This window comes from Ruegeria sp. BG6, assembly GCF_056538465.1.
This window is the reverse complement of sequence record NZ_JBQFTB010000001.1, coordinates 303786-328952: the sequence shown is the minus strand read 5'-3', so window position 1 is coordinate 328952 and position 25167 is coordinate 303786. Positions and strand designations below refer to the sequence as shown.

The 25167-nt window shown below is 57.7% G+C and carries 23 protein-coding genes; 10 read left to right on the top strand and 13 right to left on the bottom strand.

Annotated elements, in window-relative coordinates; genetic code table 11:
* Window positions 1–16 precede the first annotated feature (16 nt).
* From ACR0JW_RS01650 to ACR0JW_RS01630, 5 genes are all read right to left on the bottom strand, one after another.
* Entirely contained in the window at window positions 17–844 is an 828-nt protein-coding gene (locus ACR0JW_RS01650) for a polyphosphate kinase (RefSeq protein WP_170677223.1), read from the bottom strand.
* A 128-nt stretch (window positions 845–972) separates the two neighbouring features.
* A complete protein-coding gene (locus ACR0JW_RS01645; protein WP_170677225.1) occupies window positions 973–2034 on the bottom strand; it encodes a methyltetrahydrofolate cobalamin methyltransferase in 1062 nt (353 codons plus the stop codon).
* 9 nt (window positions 2035–2043) lie between these two features.
* Window positions 2044–2970 carry a methylenetetrahydrofolate reductase gene (locus ACR0JW_RS01640; RefSeq protein ID WP_170614974.1) on the bottom strand — a complete coding sequence of 309 codons (927 nt, stop codon included), beginning with the start codon at window positions 2968–2970 and terminating at the stop codon, window positions 2044–2046.
* 27 nt (window positions 2971–2997) lie between these two features.
* The gene (locus ACR0JW_RS01635; protein ID WP_321252861.1) at window positions 2998–3294 is read right to left on the bottom strand and encodes a virulence factor; all 297 of its coding nucleotides are present in this window, start codon (window positions 3292–3294) and stop codon (window positions 2998–3000) included.
* A gap of 250 nt (window positions 3295–3544) precedes the next feature.
* Window positions 3545–5431 carry a PhoX family protein gene (locus tag ACR0JW_RS01630; protein WP_170677229.1) on the bottom strand — a complete coding sequence of 629 codons (1887 nt, stop codon included), beginning with the start codon at window positions 5429–5431 and terminating at the stop codon, window positions 3545–3547.
* 180 nt (window positions 5432–5611) lie between these two features.
* On the opposite strand from ACR0JW_RS01630, the gene ACR0JW_RS01625 reads away from it, so the two are divergent.
* Window positions 5612–6724, top strand: a complete 1113-nt coding sequence (locus ACR0JW_RS01625; RefSeq protein WP_170614971.1) for a Ppx/GppA phosphatase family protein — start codon at window positions 5612–5614, stop codon at window positions 6722–6724.
* The gene (locus ACR0JW_RS01620; protein ID WP_170614970.1) at window positions 6724–7440 is read left to right on the top strand and encodes an RlmE family RNA methyltransferase; all 717 of its coding nucleotides are present in this window, start codon (window positions 6724–6726) and stop codon (window positions 7438–7440) included. Before ACR0JW_RS01625 ends, ACR0JW_RS01620 begins: the two co-directional genes overlap by 1 nt.
* Before the next feature lie 2 nt (window positions 7441–7442).
* Here ACR0JW_RS01620 and ACR0JW_RS01615 read toward each other — a convergent pair whose 3' ends face one another.
* Both ACR0JW_RS01615 and ACR0JW_RS01610 read right to left on the bottom strand, forming a co-directional pair.
* Complete coding sequence (locus tag ACR0JW_RS01615; RefSeq protein ID WP_170614969.1) at window positions 7443–7631, bottom strand: hypothetical protein; 189 nt, start codon at window positions 7629–7631, stop codon at window positions 7443–7445.
* Window positions 7632–7802: 171 nt separating this feature from the next.
* On the bottom strand, window positions 7803–8666 hold the full coding sequence (locus tag ACR0JW_RS01610) for a YihY/virulence factor BrkB family protein (protein ID WP_170677233.1): 864 nt from the start codon (window positions 8664–8666) through the stop codon (window positions 7803–7805).
* Between the two features lie 195 nt (window positions 8667–8861).
* On the opposite strand from ACR0JW_RS01610, the gene ACR0JW_RS01605 reads away from it, so the two are divergent.
* The 4 genes from ACR0JW_RS01605 (at window position 8862) to cls (ending at window position 14218) form a co-directional block, all read left to right on the top strand.
* Complete coding sequence (locus ACR0JW_RS01605; protein WP_480713521.1) at window positions 8862–9908, top strand: AI-2E family transporter; 1047 nt, start codon at window positions 8862–8864, stop codon at window positions 9906–9908.
* Between the two features lie 232 nt (window positions 9909–10140).
* Complete coding sequence (locus tag ACR0JW_RS01600) at window positions 10141–11742, top strand: arylsulfatase (protein ID WP_480713520.1); 1602 nt, start codon at window positions 10141–10143, stop codon at window positions 11740–11742.
* A 65-nt stretch (window positions 11743–11807) separates the two neighbouring features.
* On the top strand, window positions 11808–12782 hold the full coding sequence (locus tag ACR0JW_RS01595; protein ID WP_170677236.1) for an HAD family hydrolase: 975 nt from the start codon (window positions 11808–11810) through the stop codon (window positions 12780–12782).
* Between the two features lie 23 nt (window positions 12783–12805).
* Window positions 12806–14218, top strand: coding sequence for a cardiolipin synthase (gene cls / locus ACR0JW_RS01590; protein WP_170614965.1), 1413 nt, complete (start codon window positions 12806–12808; stop codon window positions 14216–14218).
* On the opposite strand, the gene ACR0JW_RS01585 is transcribed toward cls, so the two are convergent.
* Window positions 14198–14647, bottom strand: coding sequence for an ion channel (locus tag ACR0JW_RS01585; protein WP_170614964.1), 450 nt, complete (start codon window positions 14645–14647; stop codon window positions 14198–14200). The two genes, cls and ACR0JW_RS01585, sit on opposite strands and share 21 nt — an antisense overlap.
* A gap of 181 nt (window positions 14648–14828) precedes the next feature.
* Here ACR0JW_RS01585 and ACR0JW_RS01580 point away from each other — a divergent pair, with 181 nt between their 5' ends.
* Genes ACR0JW_RS01580 through ACR0JW_RS01570 form a run of 3 tightly spaced genes read left to right on the top strand, consistent with a single transcriptional unit; the run spans window position 14829 to window position 18917 of the window.
* Complete coding sequence (locus ACR0JW_RS01580) at window positions 14829–15476, top strand: ABC transporter ATP-binding protein (RefSeq protein WP_170677710.1); 648 nt, start codon at window positions 14829–14831, stop codon at window positions 15474–15476.
* Window positions 15473–17887: an FtsX-like permease family protein gene (locus ACR0JW_RS01575; protein ID WP_170824521.1), complete on the top strand. Its 2415-nt coding sequence runs from the start codon at window positions 15473–15475 to the stop codon at window positions 17885–17887. The genes ACR0JW_RS01580 and ACR0JW_RS01575 overlap by 4 nt, the downstream gene beginning before the upstream one ends.
* Window positions 17877–18917, top strand: coding sequence for a lipocalin-like domain-containing protein (locus ACR0JW_RS01570; protein WP_170824520.1), 1041 nt, complete (start codon window positions 17877–17879; stop codon window positions 18915–18917). The genes ACR0JW_RS01575 and ACR0JW_RS01570 overlap by 11 nt, the downstream gene beginning before the upstream one ends.
* 12 nt (window positions 18918–18929) lie before the next feature.
* Here the strand turns inward: ACR0JW_RS01570 and ACR0JW_RS01565 are convergent, their stop codons facing one another.
* The 5 genes from ACR0JW_RS01565 to ACR0JW_RS01545 form a co-directional block, all read right to left on the bottom strand.
* The gene (locus tag ACR0JW_RS01565) at window positions 18930–19361 is read right to left on the bottom strand and encodes a universal stress protein (RefSeq protein ID WP_170677240.1); all 432 of its coding nucleotides are present in this window, start codon (window positions 19359–19361) and stop codon (window positions 18930–18932) included.
* Entirely contained in the window at window positions 19358–21967 is a 2610-nt protein-coding gene (locus ACR0JW_RS01560; RefSeq protein ID WP_480713519.1) for a TRAP transporter permease, read from the bottom strand. Before ACR0JW_RS01560 ends, ACR0JW_RS01565 begins: the two co-directional genes overlap by 4 nt.
* Window positions 21968–22078: 111 nt before the next feature.
* Window positions 22079–23047, bottom strand: coding sequence for a TAXI family TRAP transporter solute-binding subunit (locus ACR0JW_RS01555; RefSeq protein WP_170614958.1), 969 nt, complete (start codon window positions 23045–23047; stop codon window positions 22079–22081).
* 254 nt (window positions 23048–23301) lie between these two features.
* Entirely contained in the window at window positions 23302–23727 is a 426-nt protein-coding gene (locus ACR0JW_RS01550; protein WP_170677242.1) for a VOC family protein, read from the bottom strand.
* Window positions 23728–23758: 31 nt separating this feature from the next.
* On the bottom strand, window positions 23759–24364 hold the full coding sequence (locus tag ACR0JW_RS01545) for a pseudouridine synthase (protein WP_480713518.1): 606 nt from the start codon (window positions 24362–24364) through the stop codon (window positions 23759–23761).
* 215 nt (window positions 24365–24579) lie between these two features.
* Here ACR0JW_RS01545 and ACR0JW_RS01540 point away from each other — a divergent pair, with 215 nt between their 5' ends.
* Entirely contained in the window at window positions 24580–25167 is a 588-nt protein-coding gene (locus ACR0JW_RS01540) for an HNH endonuclease (protein ID WP_480713517.1), read from the top strand.

Below are 25167 nucleotides of genomic sequence, written 5' to 3'. Positions count from 1 at the left end.
GGATCAAGCAGGATCGTTACTCGGTCCGGGCACGCAGGCTTTCAATCAGCGATTGATCTACGTCTAATGCCTTGCCCGCCGCGTCCAGTGTTTGCCGGTCAAGGTGTTGCGGGTTCAGATCAACATCTTCTGAAAACGCCTTAACAATGACGTTCATAGCATTGATTCTTGCGTATTTCTTGTTGTTCGCGGGGATCACATGCCACGGCGTTTTCAGCGTCGAGGTTTTGGCCAACATTTCATTCACGGCGACCTCGGTTATCTCCCATTTCTCACGATTACGGAAATCCTCGTAGGTCAATTTCCAGCGTTTCAGCGGGTTTGTCAGCCGTTGGGTGAAACGTTGCATCTGCTCATCCTCTGAAATGTGAAAGAACAGCTTCACAATCCGGGTCCCGTCATCCACCAACATGCGTTCGAAATCGTTGATCTCCTGATATGCTTCGCGCCAGCGTTTTTCAGGTGTAAGCTCCTCGATCCGTTCGACCAGGACCCTGCCATACCAGCTGCGATCAAATGCGGAAATTGCGCCCGAAGGCGGCAGACGTTCCCAAAACCGAAGCAGGTAGTGCCGGTTGAGATAGTAGTTTCGGGGCGCTCCGATCGGCCAGACCTTGAAACTGCGCGGGTCCAGCGCCTGACTGATCCGACGAATGGTTCCGCCCTTCCCTGCGGCGTCCCAGCCTTCGAACACAATCACGCCTTTCAGGTCGTGGAACAAAAAAGCCTGCTGTATCTTTGCAAGCTGCGCCTGAAGCCCCTCAAGCTGCTCGAAATATTCCTTTTTGGTCAGCCGCTTGCTCAGATCCGCATCGGACAGTTTTGGTGGAATATGCTTGGTCATAAAATCACCTGATCGCCGCGTTCCGATCACGGTATTCTGCGGCAGCACGGAAAAACAGCATTGATCAATATCAAAAAAAGAAAAGGCCGGGTGGATAACCCGGCCTTTTGAAGATTGTCGCAAACAGTTCAGGCGCGGCGACGACGGCCACCGCCGCGACGGCCACCTGCAGCACCGGCTGCACCGGCTTCTTCCGGGTCTTTGTTGAACCGGATCCACTCTCCGCCATGCGCGTCATTGTTGGTCAGCAGGTTGGCAGCACGAATGGCCTCCATTTCCTTACCGGCGCGTGGCTTGGTCGAGCCCAGACCGAACATCTGAACAAAGGCCTCATCATCCATGCCCTCAGGCAGGATGATTCCAGCCGCCGTGACCTGCTCTTTCTTCTCGGCAATCTTCTTCTGCGTCACCGGCAGCGCGACCGGGTTCATGATCGCCGAAGTCATGCCAGCGCCCATTGCCATCGGCAGGAACGCGTTGTTGATGCCGTGCCGGTTCGGCAGACCGAACGAGATATTGGACGCACCGCAAGTGGTGTTCACGCCCAGTTCTTCCCGCAGGCGACGGACCAGAGCGAACACCTGCTGACCAGCAGTTGCCATCGCGCCGATGGGCATGACCAGCGGGTCGACGACGATGTCATGCGCAGGGATGCCGAAATCGGCGGCGCGCTCAACAATCTTCTTGGCCACTTCGAAACGGACATCGGGGTCTTCCGAGATGCCGGTGTCATCATTCGAGATCGCAACAACCGGAACGTTGTATTTCTTGACCAGCGGCAGAACCAGTTCCAGACGCTCTTCTTCGCCAGTGACCGAGTTCAGCAGCGGGCGGCCCTGAGCTGCCTCAAGACCGGCTTCCAAGGCTCCGGGAACCGACGAGTCGATGCACAGCGGCACTTCGACCAGACCCTGCACCATTTCGACGATCTTGCGCATCAGCGGCGGCTCGGTCTCGTTCGGGTTGGGGTTCGAGTTGTAGACAACGCCTGCGTTGATATCCAGAACGGTCGCGCCTGCAGCAACCTGAGCGATGGCGTCCTTCTCAACGGTCGAGAAGTCCCCCGCTTCCAGTTCAGCGGCCAGTTTCTTGCGGCCGGTCGGGTTGATCCGCTCACCGATCACACAAAACGGTTCATCAAAGCCCAGAACGGCGGTTTTTGTTTTTGATTCTACGACTGTACGGGTCATGTCCGTTCCTTAGGAGTTTACAGGCTGTGCCGAAGCGCCGCCGTTGTCGATTGCCCAGTTGGCGTTGGTCTTGATACCACCAAGCGGGAAGAAATGTACGTTGGTGATGTTGAAGTCAGGGTTGGCGGCCTTGTGGTTGGCCAGCTCGGTCACAACATCGGTCGGCTCATAGGGCAGCAGAAGCTTGGAGACATCCATGGCACGCTTCTGCAGAACCTTCAGAGACGGACCAACACCACAGGCAATCGCGAATTTGATCAGCGTCTGCAACTTGGCTGGTCCAGCGATACCAATGTGGATCGGCAGATCAATGCCCGCCGCTTTCAGACCGTCGGCCCATGCGATGATCGGCTTGGCGTCAAAGGCGAATTGGGTTGCCAGTGCCATCTCCGCGTCGGTGGTTTCACTGAACTTCTGTTTCCAGCGCAGCGCGTCGTCGACATTCTTGGTCGAACCGTCCGGGTCGATGTCCTTGTTTCCCTCGGGGTGGCCGGCAACGTGCAGACGTTTGAAGCCTGCCTTGTCGAACAGGCCAGTTTCCAGCAGCTGCATCGAGCTGTCAAAATCGCCGTGCGGCTTGGCAACACCACCGGCCAGCATCAGCGCCTGATCGACCCCTGCTTCGCCCTGGTACATCGAAATCCAGTTCTCAAGCGTCGCGGCATCCTTGATGATGCGCGCCGGGAAGTGCGGCATCACCGGGTACCCCTCGGCCGCAATCCGCTTGGCGGTCTGGACCATGTCTTCGATCGGTGTGCCCTCGATATGGGCGATGTAGACGCGGGTGCCTTCGGGCAGCAACGCGCGGAAATCCTCGACCTTCTCGGCGGTGCGAGGCATCACCTCGATCGAATAACCTTGCAGAAAGGCTTCGACGGTCGGATTCACCGGGGCCTTCTCGGCCACATCACGTTTCTTGAAATTCAGCAAAGCCATTGAGGCCTCCCTTTATTAAAACCGGGCCTATGCCCAACCGTCGTTGGCGATCAGGGCCTTGATGCGGTCCTGATCGTATTCCGTTTCAAGGCGCACGGCCTGGGCTTCGGCGATTTCTGCCGGATCACCCTCGACCTCGAACGGGTCGGCCTTGCGCCATTCGGCCAGGTAGGCATCACTGTCCTTGGCATTTACCTTCATCGCAGCCCGGTCAATGGCTTGCTCGAACCGCTCCTCCAACTGCCGCTTGGCGCCACGCCGGCCTTTGCCAACGATGACCTGAGCGGGGATGTCGCGCCAAAAAACGATTGTGACGTCAGGCATCGCCTTTGATTCCTCCTTACCAGATGGACCGGTTCTAAACTTCAATATGGGCTCGGGTCGGTCGGTTTTCGACACACAACGCTTTTCAAGCGACCTTTTCGGCCCACAACGGGATACCGCGGGTTCTAACCCGTTTCGGTGCTCTGCGGGCACCTCAAAATTCTCAAGTTCTCGATGAAAACGGCACATAAACAGAAACTCCCCGGACCACACCTGCCGTCCGGGGAATGATTCAACTCAGACGCGGGGCTTAACCGACCAGGCCACCGTCCTCACGCGTGATGGCGATGATCGCCGAACGCGGCACCGAGTCACCGCCTTCGGGCCAGTGGCTGTTTCCATCCTCACCCGGGTGCTGAATGCCGACAAACATGGTTCGGCGATCCGGTGACCAGCTCAGACCGGTGATCTCGCATTCATTGGGGCCAACCAGAAAGCGGCGGATCTCACCTGTCACCGGGTCCCCTGCCAGCATCTGGTTGTTGCCATGGCCTGCAAAGTCACCGTCGTTGCCGTAATTGCCGTCAGTCTGGATCCAAAGCAGGCCATTGCTGTCAAACTTGAGGCCATCGGGCGAGTTGAACATGTTGTCGGCGTTTACGTTGCCGGATCCGGCATAAGCGTCACTGTGCACCGTGGGGTTGCCCGCCAGAACATACAGATCCCAGCCAAATCCAGCGGCGGTGTGGTCCCCGCCATCCGGACGCCAGCGAACGATCTGACCATAGTTGTTTTTGTCCCGCGGGTTCGGGCCATTGGCGGATGTGTCGTCGCCCCCTGCATTCGGTTTGACGCCTCGGTTCTTGTTGTTGGTCAGGCAGCAGTAGACCTCGGGCGCATTTGGGTTCGAGGCGACCCATTCCGGGCGGTCCATCGTGGTTGCGCCCACCGCCGAGGCACCCAGGCGCGTGTGAATACTGACCTCGGCCTGTGAAGCCAGCCCGGTGGTCTCGGGCGTCAACTCCAGCCACTCGCCGGTACCGTCATCGTTGAACTTAGCGACTGAAAGCGTCCCGTTTTCAAGCAGCGCATTGGTATCTACTCCAGCCGCATAGACGCCGTCGGATACAAAGCGATACAGAAACTCGCCACGTTCGTCATCACCCATGTAAACTACGATGCGACCATCGTTGTTGACCACGGTGTCCGCGTTTTCGTGTTTGAAACGGCCCAGGGCGGTCAGCTTACGTGGGGTCGAGTTGGGATCTCTCGGATCGATTTCGACGACATAACCTGCGCGGTTTGGTTCGTTAGGGTTCTTTGCGACATCGAACCGGTCGTCGATTTTTGCCCAACCGTAACCCCAATCTTTGGCGGACACGCCGTAACGCTTAAGCTCGGCACTGGTTTCGTGGTTTTCATCTTCGGCCGAGAAATAGCCGTTGAAGTTCTCTTCACAGGCCAGATAGGTGCCCCACGGTGTCATCCCGTTGCCGCAATTGTTCCATGTCCCTTTGCAAGCTGTGCCCGATGGATCGGCTTCGGTTTTCATCAGGTCATGACCAGCGGCGGGTCCGGTGATGGTCATGTCGGTCTGCGGAGTGACTCGGCGGTTATACGGGCTGTCCTTGACAATGCCCCACTTGCCGTCGGTGTTGGCAATCTCAACAACGGTGACACCATGTGCCATCATGCCTTTGGCCACGTCATCGTCAGATGCCGGCTTGGCGTCAGGGTTGTTGCCCCAAATGATATCGCGATTGGTGTATTCATTGTTCACCACCAACAGCACGTGTCCATCATGGAAGAATACATCCTGTCCGTCGGTGTTGTCGCCGAAGGCGCGTTCCTGACTTGCACCGGTGCCGCGCGTGGCGTGATCAAACTCGGGCGCATCCGACCAAAGCGGATCGCCCCAGCGCACCATGACCTCTGCCTTGTAACCGGCGGGCACAACGACATCGTCCGCTGTGGATACAGGGATCGCTTCGAACGAGAAACGGTTGGCAGCGGCCCGCGCGCCTGTCGGCAGAATCGAGCCCCCGACCGCAGCAAAGCTGCCCATCGCCAGAACACTTCCCATAAATCCACGGCGCGACAGGGCGCGTTCGACGACGCGGTCAAAATCACATTCCTCAGGGCGTGGGTTTATTAGTTCATCATACTCGTCAAAAGAAAGGGTGCGCTCGTCTTTCATGGCAGACTCCGTATCTGGCTGTAAGCTTGTAAAGAACCCCGAACAGGGTTCTGACAAGACAGGTTGCACTTCAGTGTGAACGATGCGTGACATTCACCTTAAATTGAGTTTTGAAATCACTTGCACGACGGCGATGTGCCGCCTAGGGTCAGGTTAACTCGAAAATCGGAGGGCGTGAAGATGGCGCCCAAGCGTCCCAAAGGTGCGGGCGCGTTCCCGAAAGCGGTCGAAAGCCCCGCGCCGGCAAAACCCGATCCGGATGCACTATATGCGGCACTGGATCTGGGAACGAATAGCTGCCGCATGCTGATAGCCCAGCCCAAGGGCAGCGGGTTTCATGTGGTAGACAGTTTCTCCAAGTCCGTGCAACTGGGTGCGGGACTTGAACGCACCGGGCGTCTGTCCCGGGCGTCTATGGCGCGTACCGTTCAGGCGCTCAGGATTTGTCAGCAGAAACTCAAACGGAACCGCGTCAAGCGAATGCGCCTGATCGCGACCGAGGCCTGTCGGCGCGCCAAAAACTCGCGCGAGTTTATCCGCCAGGTCAAGCGCGAAACCGGCTTGACGCTGGAAATCATACAGCCCGAGGAAGAAGCCCGTCTGGCAGTCATCTCCTGCGCTCCGTTGGTATCGACCAAGACCGAGCAGCTGCTTGTTGTAGACATCGGTGGCGGTTCGACCGAGCTGGTGTGGATCGATATCTCATCCGTGCCGCGCCGGGATCGCCCAGCTGCAATCATGCGTCTTCACAACGGCTTTCACGCGGCTGAAAGCCCCTTTCCCGCTGCCAAGGTGGTGGATTGGATCAGCGTTCCGCTGGGCGTCGCCACTTTGCGCGATCAGTTTCACGACGTCGAAGACGACTCGGCCCGCTTTGCCCTGATGAGTTGGTTTTTCGAGGAAAACCTTGCCGACTTCGCGCCCTACAAGGACGAACAGGCGCGGGAAGGCTTCCAGATCGTCGGCACCAGTGGCACGGTGACAACCGTTGCGGCCTCGCATCTTGGTCTTAAACGGTATGACCGGACGAAAGTGGACGGTCTGCGCATGACCAGCGATCAGATTGACAAAGTCATACGTGGGTATCTAGAACTCGGCCCTCAGGGCCGGCGCCGGGATCCGCGCATCGGCGATGACCGGCAGGCCCTGATCATGTCCGGCTCGGCCATTTTGCAGGCTTTGTTACGATGCTGGCCCACCGACCGTCTTTCCGTGGCGGACCGGGGGCTGCGCGAAGGTCTGCTATATGCACAGATGAGCGCGGACGGCGTATTGGAAGACGGACCGTTCTGATGGCGAAGACACCGACTGGCAAAAATACCTCGGGTCGCGGACAGCGCGACCTGAAGGTCAAGGTCAAGACTGCACGCGGGCGCAAGCTCAGCTCGACCCGCTGGCTAGAGCGGCAGTTGAACGACCCTTATGTAAAGCGCGCCCAGGCCGAAGGTTATCGTGGGCGTGCCGCATTCAAGATATTGGAGCTGGACGAGAAATTCCGCTTTCTGGTTCCGGGTGCCCGTGTCGTGGATCTGGGCTGCGCGCCTGGCGGCTGGCTGCAGGTCGCGGTCAAACGGGTCAACGCGCTGGGCGAGAAAAGCGGCAAGCGGATCGGTACTGTTCTGGGTGTCGATTTGCAGGAGGTTGAACCGGTCGCCGGTGCGACAGCTCATGTGCTGGACTTCATGGAGGACGACGCCGACCAGAAGGTCAAAGACTGGCTGGGCGGCAAGGCCGACGTGGTAATGTCAGACATGGCCGCTGCGTCCTCGGGCCACAAGCAGACCGACCATTTGCGGATCATGGCGTTGTGCGAAACAGCTGCATATTTCGCGTTTGACGTTCTGGAAGAAGGCGGCACCTTTGTCGCCAAGGTTCTGGCCGGCGGCGCTGAGGGCGATCTGCAAAAGCTGCTGAAACAGAAATTCGAGAAGGTGGCTAATGTCAAACCACCTGCATCACGGTCGGACAGTTCAGAAAAATTCGTTGTCGCAACTGGATTTAGGGGCTGAACTTAATCGTCCAGCAGTATCCGGTTTCCGCTTAGGCGTTGTTCGCGGAAGGAGGCGGTGGCCATCCCCTGAATAAGCAGAGCTTCACCGTGATTGATGTAAACGGGCGGTCTGGCCTGCAGTTCCGCAATCCGCTGATCGATTGTGACGCGGCGTGTGCGCTTTGGTTCGGGCGCTGGTTGTTCAGGCATGGCTGACCTCATGAAGAATGCCGGGATTTGTACCCTGCCCTGAGATTGCCAGCGGAATTTGCCATCAACATGGCGCAATACAGGCGCTGACATGCCGAACAAAGCGGCATTTCACGCCAAATACCTCAAATGTACGAGCAAACGGGTCGCCGGCAGCGCGCCCTACTTTTGTTAGTCTTTCGCTTGGGACTCGTTTTCAAGATCCATCAATGCACCGTTAAATTCCGCTCCCAGGATCAACATGGCGGCGCACAGGTACAGGAAAATCAGGGCCGCCATAGCCCCAGCCAGACCAGCATAGGTCGCGCTGTAAGTCGCGAATTTGCCGATATAGATGGAGAAAGCCCATCCGCCTGCGGCCCACAACGAAAGCGTCAAAAAAGCGCCCGGCAGAATCTGGGTCAACCGATGCCGACGCGTTGGCAACACCAGATGTGCGATGATCACCAAGCCCGCAGGCACGGCAACCGTAAAAATCCAGCCCAGCCTATCCACGGACAACCACCCTGATACATCAACGGCCGTGTTTTCCGTCACCAACCTTGTGTAAAAGGGAAGCACAACTTCTACCATTGCGATGATCAGAACGGAGGCACCACCGAGGATGACGAGGCCGATACACAAAAGCCGGGTCTTCCAGAACGGCCAGCTGTCACTGTCATGATAGGCTTGGTTCATAGCGGCGCGCACAGCGGCCACCCCGTTTGATGCAAAATAGATGGCGAGCAAACCGCCCAGCGTTATGACGCCCGAGCCGGCGTTGTCCAGCACCGCGCGCAGTTCGGCAACGATCGGTTTGGCCACATCTTCAGGCCACGCTCCGAAAATCAGGCCGATCAGATCGTCAGTGACGTAGCCCTGCGACAATGAACCAGCCAACGCGACGGTGAAAAGGACAAAAGGAAACAACGCCATCATCAAGGACATGGCGACATGGCTGCTCATCACAAAACCATTCTTGTCGACGAACCGCCGGATTGCCAACCACAGGGCACGAAGCGGACGATCAAACGAGGGAATCATGAACGCGTGCATGTCGCGAGTCTAACCCGCATAAGTCTTGCAAAGAACCCGCGTGCAGGCCTGTGTTGCCGAATAGACGCGTATAAATGCCTGAGCGCATTGCATAAACCCGCCGCGCTGTGCAGAATCGGACCGTGACCCTTAACAAATGTACCGGAAACTGTTCGTTCCATGGATCTGAAAGCCCAAGAATCGAGTGACCGCCCCATGCTCAGGCTGTCGGTTCTGCGAGACATTGTGATTGTCATCACTCTGATCGTGGTTGGCCTATATGCCGGTTCCGCATTCCTGATTCCGCTGACCATGGCGTTGCTGATAAACGTTCTGATCATTGCCCTCAGCGACCGGGTGATAGCCGTTACCCGCGCACCGGTCTGGCTGGCCAACATTGCCGGTGTGACCGTGGTTTTGGCAGGTCTGTTCATGATCATGTACATTGTGGGCAGCCAAGCCACGCAGTTCGCCCGTTCTGTCACCACATACGAAAGTCAGTTCGACGGCGCGGTAGAGCGCGTCACAGGGTTGGTCGGCAACGATGTCACGAAATTCATACGGGACAATCTGGTCAGCCTGGACATGACTTATGTGGCCCGGATTCTGCTGGGCAGCGCCACCTCTCTGCTCAATCACTTCTTTCTCATCAGCCTATACGTCGCCTTTCTGATGGCCGAACGACTTGCTTTTCGCAAAAAGATCCAACTGGCCGCAGGCAACCCGTTGGCCGGGGCCGAGTTCGCCGCAATTCTGGACGCAATTACCGACAGTCTTCAACGCTATGTCGGTGTCAAAACCTTTATCAGCCTGATTACCGCCGGCATCAGTTACGCGGTATTCCGGCTTCTTGGCCTCGAATACGCTGAAACCTGGGCTGTTTTGACATTTGCCCTGAATTTCATTCCCTCGATCGGATCTATCATCGCCGTTGTCTTCCCGGCCATGATTGCACTGGTTCAGTATGAAACAATCGGCCCGTTTCTGATCATCGTTTTTGGCTGCGGCACCATCCAGTTTCTGATTGGCAACTTCCTGGACCCTGCCCTGCTGGGAAGATCGCTTAATATGTCCACGTTTCTGGTGATACTGGCGCTGACCTTCTGGACAACTGTTTGGGGCCTGATCGGAGCCTTCCTGAGTGTGCCGCTGACCGTATGCATCTTGATCGTTTTCAGCCACATTCCTGCATTGCGACCGGTTGCCATTCTGATGTCACTGGACGGACAATTGGGTGAAGACGGGTCCAAAAAAAGTAGTTGACTGGGTCCGGCCACCCCACCGCTAAGTTTAACCTGAAATTAGTATATTTTAATCTTCCTATGTGATAGTTTTGCCCCCGCAGGTACAACTATTCAATCATTTCCCGAGGCTCTCTCAGAAAAAGAATTCAATCCGAGAATCAGCGCCTTACAAATGATGTTTCAGCAGTTTTTCGGCTGAGACCTCAATTTCGAAACGACCGGGTTCCGACCCGCCATTTCAGGAGCGTAAGATGTCATCAAAAGAACTCAGACCAACCCCACTATTACGTAGGCTGGCTGCGGCCACATTTGCCGCGTGCCTTGCAATTCCGGCATGGGCACAGAATGAAAAGCCCAATATCCTTGTGATATGGGGTGACGATATCGGTCAATCCAATATCTCGGCCTATACGATGGGTTTGATGGGTTACAGGACACCCAATATCGACCGCGTTGCCAATGAGGGTATGATTTTTACCGACTACTACGGTGAACAGTCCTGCACCGCAGGCCGGTCATCTTACATCATGGGTCAATCGGTGTTTCGCACCGGCCTTTCCAAGGTTGGCCTGCCTGGCGCTAAAGAAGGGATGCAGGTCGAAGACCCGACAATTGCGGGTTTGCTAAAGGACCACGGGTACGTCACCGGCCAGTTCGGCAAGAACCACCTTGGCGACCGGGATGAGCACCTTCCCACAAACCACGGTTTTGATAAGTTTTTTGGGAATCTCTATCACCTGAACGCCGAGGAAGAGCCCGAACATGAAGACTATCCCGGAGACGCGGTTTTGCCCGACGGGCGCACCTTCCGCGAGGCTTATGGCCCGCGCGGTGTTATCCGCTCGACCGCAGGAGGTCCGATTGAAGACACTGGTCCGCTGACGAAAAAGCGCATGGAAACGGTGGACGAGGAAACGCTCGAAGCTGCCATAGAATTCATTCGCAAGGCCAATCAGGATGGAACACCCTTCTATGTCTGGTGGAACGGCACCCGCATGCATTTCCGCACCCATGTAAAAGAGGAAATGCGCAATCAGGCAAATGAGATCATGGGCGGCGTGGCCGATGAATATACAGCCGGCATGATCGAACATGACATCCAGGTCGGTCAGTTGCTGGACCTGCTGGACGAACTCGGCATCGCCGACAATACAATCGTCCACTATTCCACCGACAATGGCCCGCATTACAACACCTGGCCTGATGCGGCGTCGACCCCGTTCTGGGGCGAAAAGAACACCAACTGGGAAGGCGGATGGCGCGTACCATCAATGGTGCGCTGGCCCGGCAAGATCGAGCCGGGTTCTGTGACCAATGAGATCGTGCACCACATGGACTGGCTGCCGACATACCTTGCTGTCGCCGGTGATCCGGAGATCAAGGAAAAGCTGATGGCCGGCTATTCCTCGCCCGCGATGGGTCGCGATTACAAGGTGCATCTGGATGGCTACAATATTCTTCCGCTGTTGACAGGTGAAACCGCTGAAAGTCCGCGCCGGGAGGTGTTCTATTTCACCGATGACGGCGACCTTTCGGCTTTGCGGTTCGATGACTGGAAGCTGATCTTTCTCGAGCAGAAAGCATGGGCAACCCTGCGCGCCTGGATGGAACCCTTCACCCCGCTGCGCGTCCCGATCATCGTGAATCTGCGCCGCGATCCGTACGAGCGTGGCTATCGCACGTCCAACACATATTACGACTGGATGATCGACCGGGTCTATTTCCTAGTGCCTGCCCAGCAATATGTCGGGCAATTCCTGAGCACGTTCCAGGAATTCCCGCCGCGGCAGAAAGCTGCCAGCTTCAGCCTGGATCAGGTGATGGATAAACTGTCAACGCCAACCAGCAACTAAAACTGCAAACAACTCGGGGCCGCCTGCAAGGGTGGCCCCGGTCATTTTGAACGGAGTGTTGTGTAATGCTGCGATTGTCTGCCATCGTCTTTGCCTTGACCTTTCCTGTCACCGGCAGTGCTGATCCCCTGCCAAGCTGGCAAGACACCGAGACCCGCGATCAGATTATTTCATTTGTAGAATCGGTAACGGATCCGACCGGGCCAGCATATGTCACTCCTGCCGACCGGATTGCTGTTTTCGACAATGATGGCACCCTTTGGGCCGAGCAACCTGTGTATTTTCAGTTTATTTTCGCTATGGACCGTCTGGCCGAAAAGGCCGAACAGGATCCCTCAATCCTAACAACACCCATCCTGAAAGCAGCAGCGCAAGGAGATCTGGCGGCTGTCCTGGAAGGTGGACATGATGCTTTGATCGAAGTCGTCAACGCCTCGCATTCGGGCATGACCGTCGCCGAGTTTCAGGACACGGTCGCACAATGGCTCGACGAGTCTCGCCATCCGCAAACTGATCTCCGCTATGATCAGATGACCTATCAACCCATGATCGAGCTGCTGCGCTACCTGCGTGATGAAGGGTTCAAGACATACATCGTTTCCGGCGGCGGCCTTCATTTCATGCGTGTTTTTGCCGAAAGCGCCTATGGCATTCCGCCCTGGCAGGTCCTCGGCACATACGGCAATACCAGTTATGAAACGGTCGATGGCTCGCCAGCTTTGGTCAAGGCACCGGGCATCGCCTTTATCGACGACAAGGAAGGCAAGCCAATCAACATTGAACGCACAATCGGCAAGCGCCCGATTTTGGCAGGAGGAAACTCGGACGGAGATTTCGCCATGATGGAGTGGACGACGTCGGGCGAAGGACCACGACTGGGCATCCTGATTCATCACACGGATGACAAACGCGAATGGGCTTATGACCGCGACAGCCCGATTGGGAAACTGGCCGACGGTCTGGACAAAGGGCCCGGGATGGGATGGGTCATTGTTGATATGGCGCAAGACTGGTCGCGCATCTACACTGGGGCGAACTGAACAGGTTCGGAGCTTTCAACCTCATGTGGACACTGCTTGTTTCCGCGTTTCTGATATTTCTCTACGTCACCGCTGTGGTGTTCTCGATACGGGCTGCACAGACGGCCCGCACGCCACAAGGTGCGGTCGGCTGGGTGGTTTTTCTGATCGCAACCCCCATGCTGGCAGTGCCAATGTACCTGTTTCTGGGTCATCACCGATTTCGCGGATACCGCATTGCCCGAAAGGAAAGTGAACGGGTTGTCGAAGGCATCAAGACCTTTGCAGACTTCTCAAAGCCGGACAGAGAAAGCATGCAGATCAATCCGCGCCCCTTCGAAGCCTTGGCGCATCTGCCGGTGTCCCGTGGCAATGGCGCGTCGTTGCTGATCGACGGTCAGGCGACCTTTGACGCAATTTTTGAGGCAATCGATGCCGCCAAGAATTATGTCCTGATCCAGTTCTACATCGTACGTGATGACACGTTGGGCCAGCAATTAAAGGATCGGCTGGTTGCGGCGGCGGAGCGCGGGGTGCACGTACGCTTCCTGACCGATTCCGTGGGCAGCTATGGCCTGCCCACCGCATATCTTGAATCGCTGCAGCAAGCAGGAATAGATGTCGCAAACCCCAAGGAGCGTCGTGGTCCAAAGTTCCGGTTTCAGCTGAACTACCGCAACCACCGCAAAACTGTGATCATTGATGGCGAGACCGGTTTTATTGGCGGGCATAATGTCGGCGTGGAATATCTGGGTCAGAACGCGCATTTTGGCCATTGGCGCGATACGCATGTCCGGATTACCGGTCACATCGTCCGCCAGTTGCAACTGATCTTTACCGAAGACTGGCACTGGGCCCATGAAGAGGACCTGATCGACCATCTGGATTGGGCCGGCAGCGAATCCGATCAGGACATGAACGCCCTGCTGGTTGCCACAGGTCCGGGGGACGAGACCGAGACCGGCGCGATGATGTTCTTTGCCGCCATCGCCGAGGCGAAAGAGAGATTGTGGATCGCCTCGCCGTATTTTGTCCCAGACATTGACATCATGACGGCCCTTCAACACGCCGCCCTGCGCGGCGTGGACGTGCGGATTCTGGTCCCTGACATGATCGACCATCGCCTGCCCTGGCTTGCAGCCTTTGCCTATTTCGACGAAATCCGTGACTGCGGCGTACGTGTGTTTCGATATGCCGACGGGTTCATGCACCAGAAGGTTTTTGTGGTCGATGACACTCTGGCGGCGGTGGGAACGACCAATCTGGACAATCGGTCCTTCCGCCTGAATTTCGAAGCGATGGCCCTGTTCTTCGATGCCCGCGCCGCTGAAGCCGCCGCAAGTATGCTGCGCACCGACTTTGAGAAAAGTTACGAACTGACACGCACCCTGCAACAACAACCGGCACATATCCGCTTTGGGGCACCTCTGGCGCGTCTATTCGCCCCTATCCTTTAACAACAACTCCTCCTGAAACACCCGTGTCATCAACGCGACCATGAAAGCGGTGGACAAGCCAAACGCCAAAAGGCCGGTCACGGATGCGAAGGCCCCGAAGATACGCAGTTCTTCACCCAGAACGATGTCGCCGTATCCAAGCGTCGTGAACGTCACCAACGAGAAGTAGAGAGCCGAGTTCCAGTCGGGCAAGACATCACCAAAGACCCAGACAATGGCCCAAAGCCAGACTTGAAGAGTGTGAATCAGAACGATGAACACCAGCGCCACGCTGATCGGCGCGGCAGTGGTGAAAAAGCGGTGCGTGTCCTGCCACTTTTCAGTCAGTTTTTCAATCAACTGCGTGCACCATGTCAGCAAAGCAATCTCGATCAGAAAGCATATGCCCAGATAGATGCTGCCCCAGATGATCTGGTCGGATAAGGACATCCGCTCGCGCCTCGTGCCGAAGGGTGAAACCGTTGGCACAGCATGGACTTTTGCCCGGCCGGGAACAACCCCGGCCATCAACCAGTGCCACACCTGCGGCGAAAGGAACCGGGAAAGCATGCGCACTGGACACTGGCGCGTGCCGTTGCACATTGTGACAGGAACCAGTCAGGATACCCGGATGTTGCTTGTAGTTGATCAGGTCAGGAAATCGTACCCGGGTGGCCGCCCGGTTCTGAATGGCGTTTCCCTGTCATTGGATACGGGCCAGACACTGGCGCTGACTGGTGAAAGCGGCAGCGGTAAGAGTACCTTACTGAACCTCGCTGCCGCGTTGGACAGTTTTGATAGCGGCGAAATAACTCTGGACGGCGCGGCACTGTCGGCGCTGGACGATCCGGGACGCGCCGCATTGAGGTGCGACAGTGTCGCGCTGGTTTTTCAGCAGTTCAACCTGATCCCTTCGCTGACCGTCGGGCAAAACCTGTCCTTTCACGCCCGGCTGGCCAATCGCCACGACCCGGACTGGATTGCTCATCTGGCCGACAGGCTGGGGCTGACCGATCTGATGCACCGCTATCCGGAATACTTGTCCGGCGGACAGCAACAAAGGGTCGCCATAGGGCGCGCATTGGGCGTTCGGCCCAAGCTTTTGCTGGCGGATGAGCCAACGGGCAATCTGGACGAGACCGCCAGCGCGGCGGTGCTGGATCTGATGCTGTCACTGGTCGCAGATACTGGAACGGCACTGCTGCTGGTGACCCATTCCCATGCCATTGCCGCGCGCCTGGACCAGCACGCCCACCTTGCGGGCGGACACATCGCATGACCTTTGTGGTCGTTCAGGCGCTATGGTCTCACTGGCGTGGGCATCTGTTGCAACTGGCAACGCTGCTGATTGGAATTGCGCTGGCAACCGGTCTTTGGTCAGCAGTGCAGGCCATCAATGCCGAGGCGCGGGCCAGTTATGATCGCGCCAATTCACAACTGGCAATTGGCCAGTATGACATTCTGAGAAACCCGGCGGGCCCGATCCCCATCGAACGCTATGTCGCGCTGCGCAAGGCCGGGTGGCAGGTTGCAGCGGTTCTGGAAGGGCCGTTTCGCATCGCTGATCCAACGCTGCGCCTGATGGGCGTGGACATGATCTCCTACCCCGCCCTGCCCGCAATTACGCAGGCAGAACAAAGCGCCGAGCCGCCCGAACCGGTTGACGTGCTGACAGCCCCGGGGGTGCTTTTGATCTCGCCGGTGTTGGAACCTCTGATCGCTGAACACTCCGGACTGCCCAAAGCGATCACAAGCGCGTCTCTGCCGCCGGACGTTATCCTGACCGATATCGGCGTTGCCGAGACCCTTTTGAACAGACGGGGTGAAATAAGCCGGTTGGTCATATTGCCCGTTCAACCCCGCACGGTCCCGCCTTTGTCGGAACTCGCGCCTGAACTGGAACGGATCAGCCCGTCATCTCAGCTGGACACCGCGCAACTGACCGAGAGTTTCCATCTCAACCTTTCGGCCTTTGGCCTGCTGTCTTTCGCCGTGGGTCTGTTCATCGTTCACGGTACGGTTGGACTGGCCTTTGCCCAGCGACGCGGCATGATCCGGACTTTGCGGGCCTTGGGCGTCTCCATGCGTCGATTGGTTTGCCTGATCTTCGCGGAGTTGACCATGCTTGCTCTGGTCGGCGGCGGGCTGGGCCTTTTGCTCGGCTTCTTTCTGGCGGGTGCACTACTTCCTGACGTGGCAGCCACCTTGCGCGGTTTGTATGGCGCCCCTGTCAGCGGACAGTTGTCGTTGCAGCCTCAATGGGCCGCTGCAGGCATCGCCATGGCCGTTGCCGGAACGCTGATGGCCAGTGGACACGCGCTATGGCGACTGTCTCGAATGCCGCTTCTTGCGGGTCCGGGCCTGCAGGCGTGGGGCAAGGCCACAAGCTCACGCCGGATTGCGGGCTTCACCGGCCTCGGGTTGATCGTTGCGGGCTGCCTTGCCTTGTTGGTTTTCCCCGGGCTGATCGGCGGGTTTGCCCTGTTGGCTGGTATCCTGACCGGATCGGCCCTGCTGCTGCCTGCGTTTCTTTCAGCAATCATTCATGTCCTTGAGCGCAAGGCCCGCAGTCCTGTTGCGCAATGGGTCTGGGCGGACATGAGGGCGCAGCTTCCCGGCCTTTCACTTGCCTTGATGGCTTTGCTGCTGGCGTTGGCCGCGAATATCGGTGTCGGGACGATGGTGTCCAGCTTTCGGCTGACATTCACCGGCTGGCTGGATCAGCGCCTGACGTCCGAATTGTACGTCACCGCCATAGACGATCAACAAAGCCAAGCGATTGTCGATTGGCTCGCCCCACAGGTGGATGCCATTCTTCCGATCCGCCGGGTCGAACTGCCCCATGAAACTGGTCCCTTGTTCCTATACGGTGTGATCGATCATGCGACATACCGGAAGCACTGGCCGCTGATCGCTTCGTCGCAGGATGTCTGGGATCGCGTCATGGCCGGAGAGGTTGTTCTGATAAACGAGCAACTGGCCCGCCGTTCCGATCTGTGGCCCGGAGATCAGTTGGCCCTAACACCCGGTCGGGTGTTGGAAGTTGCCGGTGTCTATTCCGACTACGGCAATCCGACGGGTCAGGCCATCGTGTCGATGGAACAGCTTAATGCCATCGCGCCCAATACACCGGCTCGGCGTTTTGGTGTCCGCGTTTCCCCGGAAGCCGCAGGTCAGCTGGCGCAGGCGGTCCGGCACCGTTTCGAACTACCGCGCGAAAGCGTTGTCCAACAGGCAGCGATGAAGGCGCAATCCATAACTGTGTTCGAGAAGACATTCGTTGTGACTTCGGCGCTGAACATTCTGACACTCGGCGTTGCCGGATTCGCCATCCTGACCAGCCTTCTGACATTGTGGACACAACGGCTGCCGCAGATCGCGCCGGTCTGGGCCCTTGGGCTGAGCCGCGCGCACCTGGCCCGGCTGGAGTTGCTACGCAGCGGGCTGTTGGCCATCCTGACGGCCTGCCTGGCGCTGCCGCTGGGCCTTGTTCTGGCTTGGGTTCTGCTGACTGTCATCAATGTGCAGGCTTTTGGCTGGCAGTTGCCGATGTTCCTGTTCCCAAGGGAATGGCTGGGTTTGTTTGGATTGACCGTTGTCGCCGCGCTTGCCGCCGCTGCCCTGCCCGCCTTGCGCTTGCTGCGCCTGCCCCCGGCGGATCTGCTGAAGGTGTTTGCCAATGAACGTTAGGACCTGGCTTTTCGTGTTGTTATTGGCGCTTCCCTTTCCGGCTTTGGCACAGGGCTATGCCGGGTTGGGCGGCTCCGCCGAGGGCTTTGATGTTCCTGAACCCGGCTACCAATTCAATTTCCCGCAGGATCACGGCCCGCATCCGTCCTTTCGCATCGAATGGTGGTACCTGACGGCAAATCTGCGCGGTGAAGATGGACTGGATTACGGTGTACAGTGGACCCTGTTTCGCTCAGCGCTGAAACCGGTTGAAACTGGTGGTTGGCAGAGCCCTCAGATCTGGATGGGGCACGCCGCTGTCACAACGCCCGATACCCACTATTTTGCCGAGCGCCTGTCGCGTGGCGGTATCGGGCAGGCCGGGGTTTCCTCGCACCCCTTCGAGGCTTGGATTGACGAGTGGCGAATGGGTGGTCCGGACCTGAATACCCTGTCATTGACGGCAAATGGCGAGAACTTTGGATATGACCTGTCGCTGACGGCCGCTGGACCGCTGATTTTTCACGGTGAGGATGGGTATTCGGTCAAATCCGCAGATGGTCAGGCCAGCTACTACTATTCTCAGCCCGCCTACACGGTCCGGGGCACTCTGTACTTGCCGGACCGGGATGTGGAAGTCACCGGTCAGGGATGGCTGGACCGCGAATGGTCCTCGCAACCTCTGGCTGCGGACCAAAGCGGCTGGGACTGGTTCTCGCTCAGCTTTGAGGGCGGCGACAAGCTCATGGCGTTCCGTCTTCGTGGCGCGCGCGGAGACTTCACCTCGGCCACTTGGATTGGCGCGGACGGAGAGGCAACCAGCTTGCCGAATGGGTCTGTTTCAATGACGCCGCTGGAAACCGAAATCGTCGCAGAACGCGATGTTCCGGTTCGGTGGCGTGTCACGCTACCGGATCGTGACCTGGATGTCGAAGTATCGGCCCTGACACCAAAAGCGTGGATGGGCACCCGGTTCGAGTACTGGGAAGGCCCGGTCAAAATAAAAGGCACCCACGAAGGTCGTGGGTACCTTGAGATGACAGGCTACTGAAGCAGCGCTGACCTAGCGGACGACATAAACTGAAACGTTCGCGTGCCGCACGACGCGGGCGGCATTGGGCCCCAGCAGATAATCCTTCAGATCGGGCTTATGCGCGCCGATCACGATCAGATCACTGCCCGCGCTTTCTGCTGTCTTCAGGATTTCCTGATAGGCGGTTCCGGTTGCCACCACGTGACGCACTTTTTCGTTGCGTTCTTTGCCCAGTGTGGCCTCGCACATTTCCGACAGTCTAGCATGGGCGTCCTGTAGCGCCTTTTCGTGATGATCGGGTTCGAAGAAACCGGACACCCAGGTTTCACCAAAATCCGGAACGATCGACACGACATCCAGTTGCGCGCCCTCCATCTCGGCCAGCGCCCCGGCTTTTTTTAGGACCGGGACATCCAGATCCCCGTTGCTGATATCAACAGCGCAAAGAACAGAACGTGTCATGCCGGCACCTCTTGTCTTGCGGCGCGGCCGCGTTGCAGGAAGGCGATCAGACCCAGCAGGATCATCGCCGGGATGTAGACCAGTTGTTTCGGAGGCTGGCTGGACGGCAGACTGACCGAGGTCAGGCGCACGGCCTCGTCCCCGTAATAGTCGAAATTGCCCAGATCATCCGCAACTGGCGAACCGAACAGTGGTTCTTCCAGTTTGACCAACCCGTCTTCTTCGATCAGCAGCAGGCCCATCGCCTCGACACGCGCGGCACCGCCTTCTTCACTGCCGACCGGGACGACGATGGTTGTGTCAACCATCTGCAAGGTGTCGAAATCCGGCCCGCTGATGACCATCCGAACCTCGGTCCCCGGTGCAGTTTCACCCATCGCCTCGACAAACGCGGAAGGTTCGACCGTTTCGAATGGCGGTGAAAAGCGATCCATGAAGAAGTCCGGCCGGAACAGTGCGAAAGCCACAAAGATCAGCGCAACGCTTTCATAGATGCGGCTGTGGGTCAGGAAGTACCCCATCGTGCCAGCCGTAAATACGAGGATCGCTATCGTCGCAAATATCGCCACGATAATGCCTTCGACCCAAGTGACATCGATCAACAGAAGATCTGTGTTGAAGATGAACACAAACGGCAGAGCCACGGTGCGCAAACTGTAGAAGAACGCGGTGAACCCAGTCTTGATTGCGTCGCCCCCCGACACGGCGGCAGCGGCAAAGCTGGCCAGACCAACCGGTGGCGTCACGTCGGCCATGATACCGAAGTAGAACACAAACAGGTGCACGGCGATCAACGGAACGATCAGGCCGCTTTGAGCCCCTAGTTCAACCACGACACCAGCCATCAGCGAGCTGACGACGATGTAGTTCGCCGTGGTCGGCAGGCCCATGCCCAGGATCAGGCTGAGAAGCCCCACCATCACCAACATCAGGATCAGGTTGCCGCCCGAAAGGAACTCGACCAAGTCAGCCATAACCTGTCCGACACCCGTCAGGGTCACAGTCCCCACGATCACACCCGCAGTGGCCGTCGCCAGCGCGATACCGATCATGTTGCGCGCACCGTCGATCAGGCCCTGCCACAGGTCAGCAACTCCTTCCTTGAATGTCGCGGACATGTTGGTTTGTCCCCGGAACAGCGCCTTCAGCGGTTTCTGCGTCAGAAGGATCACAAACAGCAGTGCCGTGGCCCAGAAAGCAGACAGACCGGGCGACTTCTGTTCGATCATCAGGAAATAGACCAGAACGATGATCGGCAGAAGGTAATGCAGACCAGCCTTGTAGATCTCGCCAATGACCGGCAGCGTAACTTCCTTGGCATTGGGGTCATCAGGCTCCAGGTCCGGAACCTGCGCCGCCAGATACAAAAGGCCGACATAGACCGCGCAGACAATCAGGCTGAGGATTAGCCCAGCTTGCGTCGGCACCCAGCTGGTCACGGCATCGACCGGAAATTGCGAGCCATAGCAGAGTCCGGCAAAGATCAGGAAGAAGGACAGCATCCCGACTACGGTTCGCGCCAGATGCACGTCGCGGTCGCCCAGCGTGGGCATGTTCCGCTTCACCGCCTCAAGATGGACGATGTATACCAGTGCGATGTAGGAAATCGCGGCAGGCAGGAAGGCGTGGGTGATCACCTCGACGTAAGAGATGCCCACATATTCGACCATCAGGAAGGCTGCGGCCCCCATCACGGGCGGCATGATCTGGCCGTTGACCGAACTGGCGACCTCGACCGATCCGGCCTGTTCGCTGGAAAAGCCGACGCGCTTCATCAGTGGGATGGTGAATGTGCCGGTGGTCACGACGTTGGCGATGGACGAACCCGAAATCAGGCCGGTTGCCGCTGAACCCACCACGGCCGCCTTGGCCGGGCCACCGCGCAGGTGGCCAAGCGCGCCAAAGGCCATTTTGATAAAGTAGTTCCCTGCCCCGGCCTTATCCAGCAATGCACCGAACAGCACGAATAGGAACACGAATTTTGTTGATACGCCAAGGGCGATGCCGAAGACACCTTCGGACGTGATCCACATGTGGCTCATCGCCTTTTTGAGGCTCGCGCCTTTCCAGCGGATTACTTCGGGCACCCATTCCGACGAGCCGAAGAACACATAGGCAAGAAAGATCGTGGCAATGATCGCCATCGCCGGGCCAAGCGCGCGGCGCGCGGCCTCGAACAGCAGCAACAGACCACCCAGAGCGACCCATTTGTCCGTGTCGTCTGCCAGACCGCCCGCATTGACGATCTTGTCGTAGAAGAAGAAACCGTAAAGCGCGACAAACGCGCCCAGAATTCCCATGATCCAGTCCTGGATCGGGATGTAGTTTCTGGGGCTGGATTTCAGCGCAGGATAGGCCGCGAAGGCCAGGAACATCGCAAAGGCAAGATGGAACTGCCGTGCGTTATTCACAATGCTGCCGGGAAGAACGTAGTTTGCGATCGGTGACGCCAGAAGAACCTGAAAAATCGACCAGATCGCGGCAACAATCGCCAGAAACAAGCCCACGTTTCCGGCTGGATCACGGGCCCCTGCATCCGAAGATGCGACCAATTCCTGAAGTTCTTCTTCGGATAACGGACGATTGCCCTGCTGATCAGCGCTCATCAAATCTCTCCCCGTTCAGCGGCCGGTTTCCGGCGCGGTTATTTGTTCCGGTGTTTCACCGGTTGAAAAACGAGGCGCCGAAAAGCGCCTCGTCAAATTGTTTAGGACGGATTACTGAATCCAGCCTTTTTCTTTGTAGTACTTCTCGGCACCCGGATGCAGCGGAGCCGACAGGCCGTCCGCAATCATCTCTTCCGGCTTGAGATTGGCAAATGCCGGGTGCAGCTTTTTGAAGTCATCGAAGTTCTCGAAGACCGAGCTTACAACTGCATACACAGCGTCTTCCGACACGTCAGCCGACGTTACAAATGTCGCGCCCACGCCGAAGGTCTGGGTGTCGCCATCCGATCCACGATACATCCCGCCGGGGATGGTAGCGGTACGATAGAACGAGTTGTTTTCAACCAACTTGTTGACCGCATCGCCGCTGACATTCACCAGAACCGAGTCACAAGCGGTGGTTGCTTCCTGAATCGAACCCGACGGGTGACCAACAGTGTAGACCATCGCGTCAATCTGGTTGTCGCACAGGGCAGCAGACTGTTCAGCCGCCTTCAGTTCGGTTGCCAGCTCGAAATCGCCGGTGGTCCAGCCCATTTCGCCCAGCAGGACTTCCATGGTGCCGCGCTGACCGGAACCGGGGTTACCGATGTTAACGCGCTTGCCCTTCAGGTCCTCGAAGTTGGTGATACCGGAATCGGCACGTGCAACAACGGTGAACGGCTCGGGGTGAACCGAGAACACGGCGCGCAGGCCTTCGAACGGGCCAGCCTCTTCAAATTTAGAGGAACCGTTATATGCATGGTACTGCCAGTCGGACTGGGCCACACCGAACTCCAGCTCGCCTTCGCGAATGGTGTTGATGTTGTAGACCGAACCGCCGGTCGATTCGACCGAGCAGCGTACCCCGTGTTCCTTGCGGCCCTTGTTCACCAGACGGCAGATCGCACCGCCGGTCGGATAGTAAACGCCAGTCACACCACCGGTGCCGATTGTGATGAATTCCTCCGCAAAAGCAGCAGGCGCCATCAGCGCTGCGGTAACAAGCGCGCCGAGGCCCAGTTTGCTGTTGTTTTTCATTTTCGTGATCTCCCAAATCTTTATTGTGGTCGGAAGATCCGTAAACAACCCCTCCTAAGAGCTTGTCAACACAGCAAGTTCCCCCGTCGAAAAAACGGGTTCACGCACCTGAATTTCAAAAATCTCCCAACACTTACGACGTTTCATTCCAATACATCGCTTGTCAACCCCCACGTCCCGCAAGCCCGTGCAAAGCCGCATATCTGACGGTGTTCCCCGAACTTTCCCCCCGGACAATCCGAGGGCAGTCCGGTTCAGCCCCACAAATGCGGTTCCGCAAACTCGACCGAATTGCCGGCCGGGTCCCGCACATAGAGCGAACGGGCCCCGTTCGGCCAATCAAACTCGGCATCCAGCGGTACGTTCCAGTCAAGCAGATGCTTGCGCATTGTGTCCATTTCGACCCGCGAAAGAGCAAGGCACACATGCCCCGGCCCGCGCGCGCCATGCGGCGGCACCGGCAAGTCAGGATTTCGCGGTGCTTGTTCCGTTTCCTCGGCGTTGAACAACAACAACACGGAACGGCCCACGCGGAAGAACACGTGCCGGTTGTCCACGCGCTGGATTTTCTCCAACGCCAGAATGTCGCCGTAAAAACGCTCTGCCGCGTCCAGATCATTGACGTAAAGCGCCGCCTCCAGAACTGCCGACGGGCGCGGTATGTCCGGTGTGACTTTCATGAGCCCAGTGTACCTCAGGCCCTGCCTTCTGTCACCGTCGCGGTCTGCGGTCCCTCTTTCGTTGCGGTGCTGCGGAAACCTCAGGCATGGGCAGGCTTTCCCATTGCCCCGGCTGCAATCCCTCCAGCGTCCAATCCCCGATGCGGGCCCGAACAAGACGCAATGTGGGATGTCCGACCGCTGCCGTCATCCGGCGCACCTGCCGATTGCGCCCTTCGCGCAGGGTCAGTTCGATCCAGCAATCAGGAACCGTCTGACGCACCCGGATTGGCGGCGTCCTGGGCCAAAGACTTTCCGGTTCGTCAATCACCCGTGCCTTTGCGGGCCGGGTTGACCCATCATTCAGTTCGACCCCTTCGCGCAGCGCCTTCATCGCGGCAGCGTCGGGAATACCCTCGACCTGAACCCAGTAGGTCTTGGCCATCTTGTGTTTCGGGTCGGAAATCTGCGCCTGCAGCTTTCCGTGATCCGTCAGCAGCAGCAGACCCTCACTGTCCCGATCCAGTCGTCCGGCCGGATAGACACCGGGCAGATCGATGTAGTCGGATAGCGTGCTGCGCGGCGAATCTCCGTTCGCCCTGTCGGTAAACTGCGGCAGGACATCGAAAGGTTTATTGAAGCGAATGAACCAGGACATGAACTACACCATAGCGCGCAGAAACTACCTAGCGAAAGCTGTGGATAACTGTCACGCGATTGTTACGGATTCGCATTAATCAATCCCCGAGATATTGTGGAAAATCAGGGCTTGTCAGAGTTTTAACACGATATATAGTTAAGTTAAGGCCGGGGCGGGTGTTCCCCGCTCTGATGTCAAAAAACGGGCAGTGCAGAGCGAGGAGCGATTCTGTTATGGACGGAGACTTCAGGACCGAATTTGTCAGGGAACCCGGTGCACTCAGGCGTCATCCGGCACTGGTCCTGAACGCCGATTATCGCCCCCTGTCCTATTATCCTCTGTCTCTTTGGCCATGGCAGGAGGCGATCAAGGCCGCCTGGCTGGATCGGGTCGACATCGTGGCCGAATATGACGAAGTTGTCCGCAGTCCCAGTACCGAGATACGAATACCTTCGGTCGTTGTTCTGAAAGACTATGTAAAACCCAGAAAGCGCGTGGCCTTCACGCGCTTTAATTTATTTCTGCGGGATGAATTCCGTTGCCAGTACTGCGGCAGCCGAGGCGACCTGACTTTTGACCACGTTGTTCCGCGCGCGGCGGGCGGCGTGACCAGCTGGCAGAACGTGGTGGCAGCATGCAGCCCATGTAACCTGCGAAAAGGGTCAAAATCGCTGCGGCAAGCTGGCATGTCTCTGCGCAAGCAACCCCGCCAACCCGATGCCGAGGCGCTGCGCAATATCGGGCGCAAGTTCCCGCCCAACCATCTGCACGACAGCTGGATCGACTTCCTGTACTGGGATGCGGAACTGGATCAGATCTGA

Excerpts from the sequence above, each read along its gene's own strand:
- ACR0JW_RS01575 (WP_170824521.1), top strand. The coding sequence starts at position 15,473 with ATGACCTTTGTGGTCGTTCAGGCGCTATGGTCTCACTGGCGTGGGCAT.
- ACR0JW_RS01650 (WP_170677223.1), bottom strand. The coding sequence starts at position 844 with ATGACCAAGCATATTCCACCAAAACTGTCCGATGCGGATCTGAGCAAG.
- ACR0JW_RS01635 (WP_321252861.1), bottom strand. The coding sequence starts at position 3,294 with ATGCCTGACGTCACAATCGTTTTTTGGCGCGACATCCCCGCTCAGGTC.
- ACR0JW_RS01610 (WP_170677233.1), bottom strand. The coding sequence starts at position 8,666 with ATGCACGCGTTCATGATTCCCTCGTTTGATCGTCCGCTTCGTGCCCTG.
- ACR0JW_RS01630 (WP_170677229.1), bottom strand. The coding sequence starts at position 5,431 with ATGAAAGACGAGCGCACCCTTTCTTTTGACGAGTATGATGAACTAATA.
- ACR0JW_RS01640 (WP_170614974.1), bottom strand. The coding sequence starts at position 2,970 with ATGGCTTTGCTGAATTTCAAGAAACGTGATGTGGCCGAGAAGGCCCCG.
- ACR0JW_RS01550 (WP_170677242.1), bottom strand. The coding sequence starts at position 23,727 with ATGAAAGTCACACCGGACATACCGCGCCCGTCGGCAGTTCTGGAGGCG.
- ACR0JW_RS01620 (WP_170614970.1), top strand. The coding sequence starts at position 6,724 with ATGGCGAAGACACCGACTGGCAAAAATACCTCGGGTCGCGGACAGCGC.
- ACR0JW_RS01545 (WP_480713518.1), bottom strand. The coding sequence starts at position 24,364 with ATGTCCTGGTTCATTCGCTTCAATAAACCTTTCGATGTCCTGCCGCAG.
- ACR0JW_RS01540 (WP_480713517.1), top strand. The coding sequence starts at position 24,580 with ATGGACGGAGACTTCAGGACCGAATTTGTCAGGGAACCCGGTGCACTC.
- ACR0JW_RS01555 (WP_170614958.1), bottom strand. The coding sequence starts at position 23,047 with ATGAAAAACAACAGCAAACTGGGCCTCGGCGCGCTTGTTACCGCAGCG.
- ACR0JW_RS01585 (WP_170614964.1), bottom strand. The coding sequence starts at position 14,647 with ATGTCCTTATCCGACCAGATCATCTGGGGCAGCATCTATCTGGGCATA.
- cls (WP_170614965.1), top strand. The coding sequence starts at position 12,806 with ATGTGGACACTGCTTGTTTCCGCGTTTCTGATATTTCTCTACGTCACC.
- ACR0JW_RS01615 (WP_170614969.1), bottom strand. The coding sequence starts at position 7,631 with ATGCCTGAACAACCAGCGCCCGAACCAAAGCGCACACGCCGCGTCACA.
- ACR0JW_RS01595 (WP_170677236.1), top strand. The coding sequence starts at position 11,808 with ATGCTGCGATTGTCTGCCATCGTCTTTGCCTTGACCTTTCCTGTCACC.
- ACR0JW_RS01580 (WP_170677710.1), top strand. The coding sequence starts at position 14,829 with ATGTTGCTTGTAGTTGATCAGGTCAGGAAATCGTACCCGGGTGGCCGC.
- ACR0JW_RS01570 (WP_170824520.1), top strand. The coding sequence starts at position 17,877 with ATGAACGTTAGGACCTGGCTTTTCGTGTTGTTATTGGCGCTTCCCTTT.
- ACR0JW_RS01645 (WP_170677225.1), bottom strand. The coding sequence starts at position 2,034 with ATGACCCGTACAGTCGTAGAATCAAAAACAAAAACCGCCGTTCTGGGC.
- ACR0JW_RS01560 (WP_480713519.1), bottom strand. The coding sequence starts at position 21,967 with ATGAGCGCTGATCAGCAGGGCAATCGTCCGTTATCCGAAGAAGAACTT.
- ACR0JW_RS01605 (WP_480713521.1), top strand. The coding sequence starts at position 8,862 with ATGCTCAGGCTGTCGGTTCTGCGAGACATTGTGATTGTCATCACTCTG.
- ACR0JW_RS01625 (WP_170614971.1), top strand. The coding sequence starts at position 5,612 with ATGGCGCCCAAGCGTCCCAAAGGTGCGGGCGCGTTCCCGAAAGCGGTC.
- ACR0JW_RS01565 (WP_170677240.1), bottom strand. The coding sequence starts at position 19,361 with ATGACACGTTCTGTTCTTTGCGCTGTTGATATCAGCAACGGGGATCTG.
- ACR0JW_RS01600 (WP_480713520.1), top strand. The coding sequence starts at position 10,141 with ATGTCATCAAAAGAACTCAGACCAACCCCACTATTACGTAGGCTGGCT.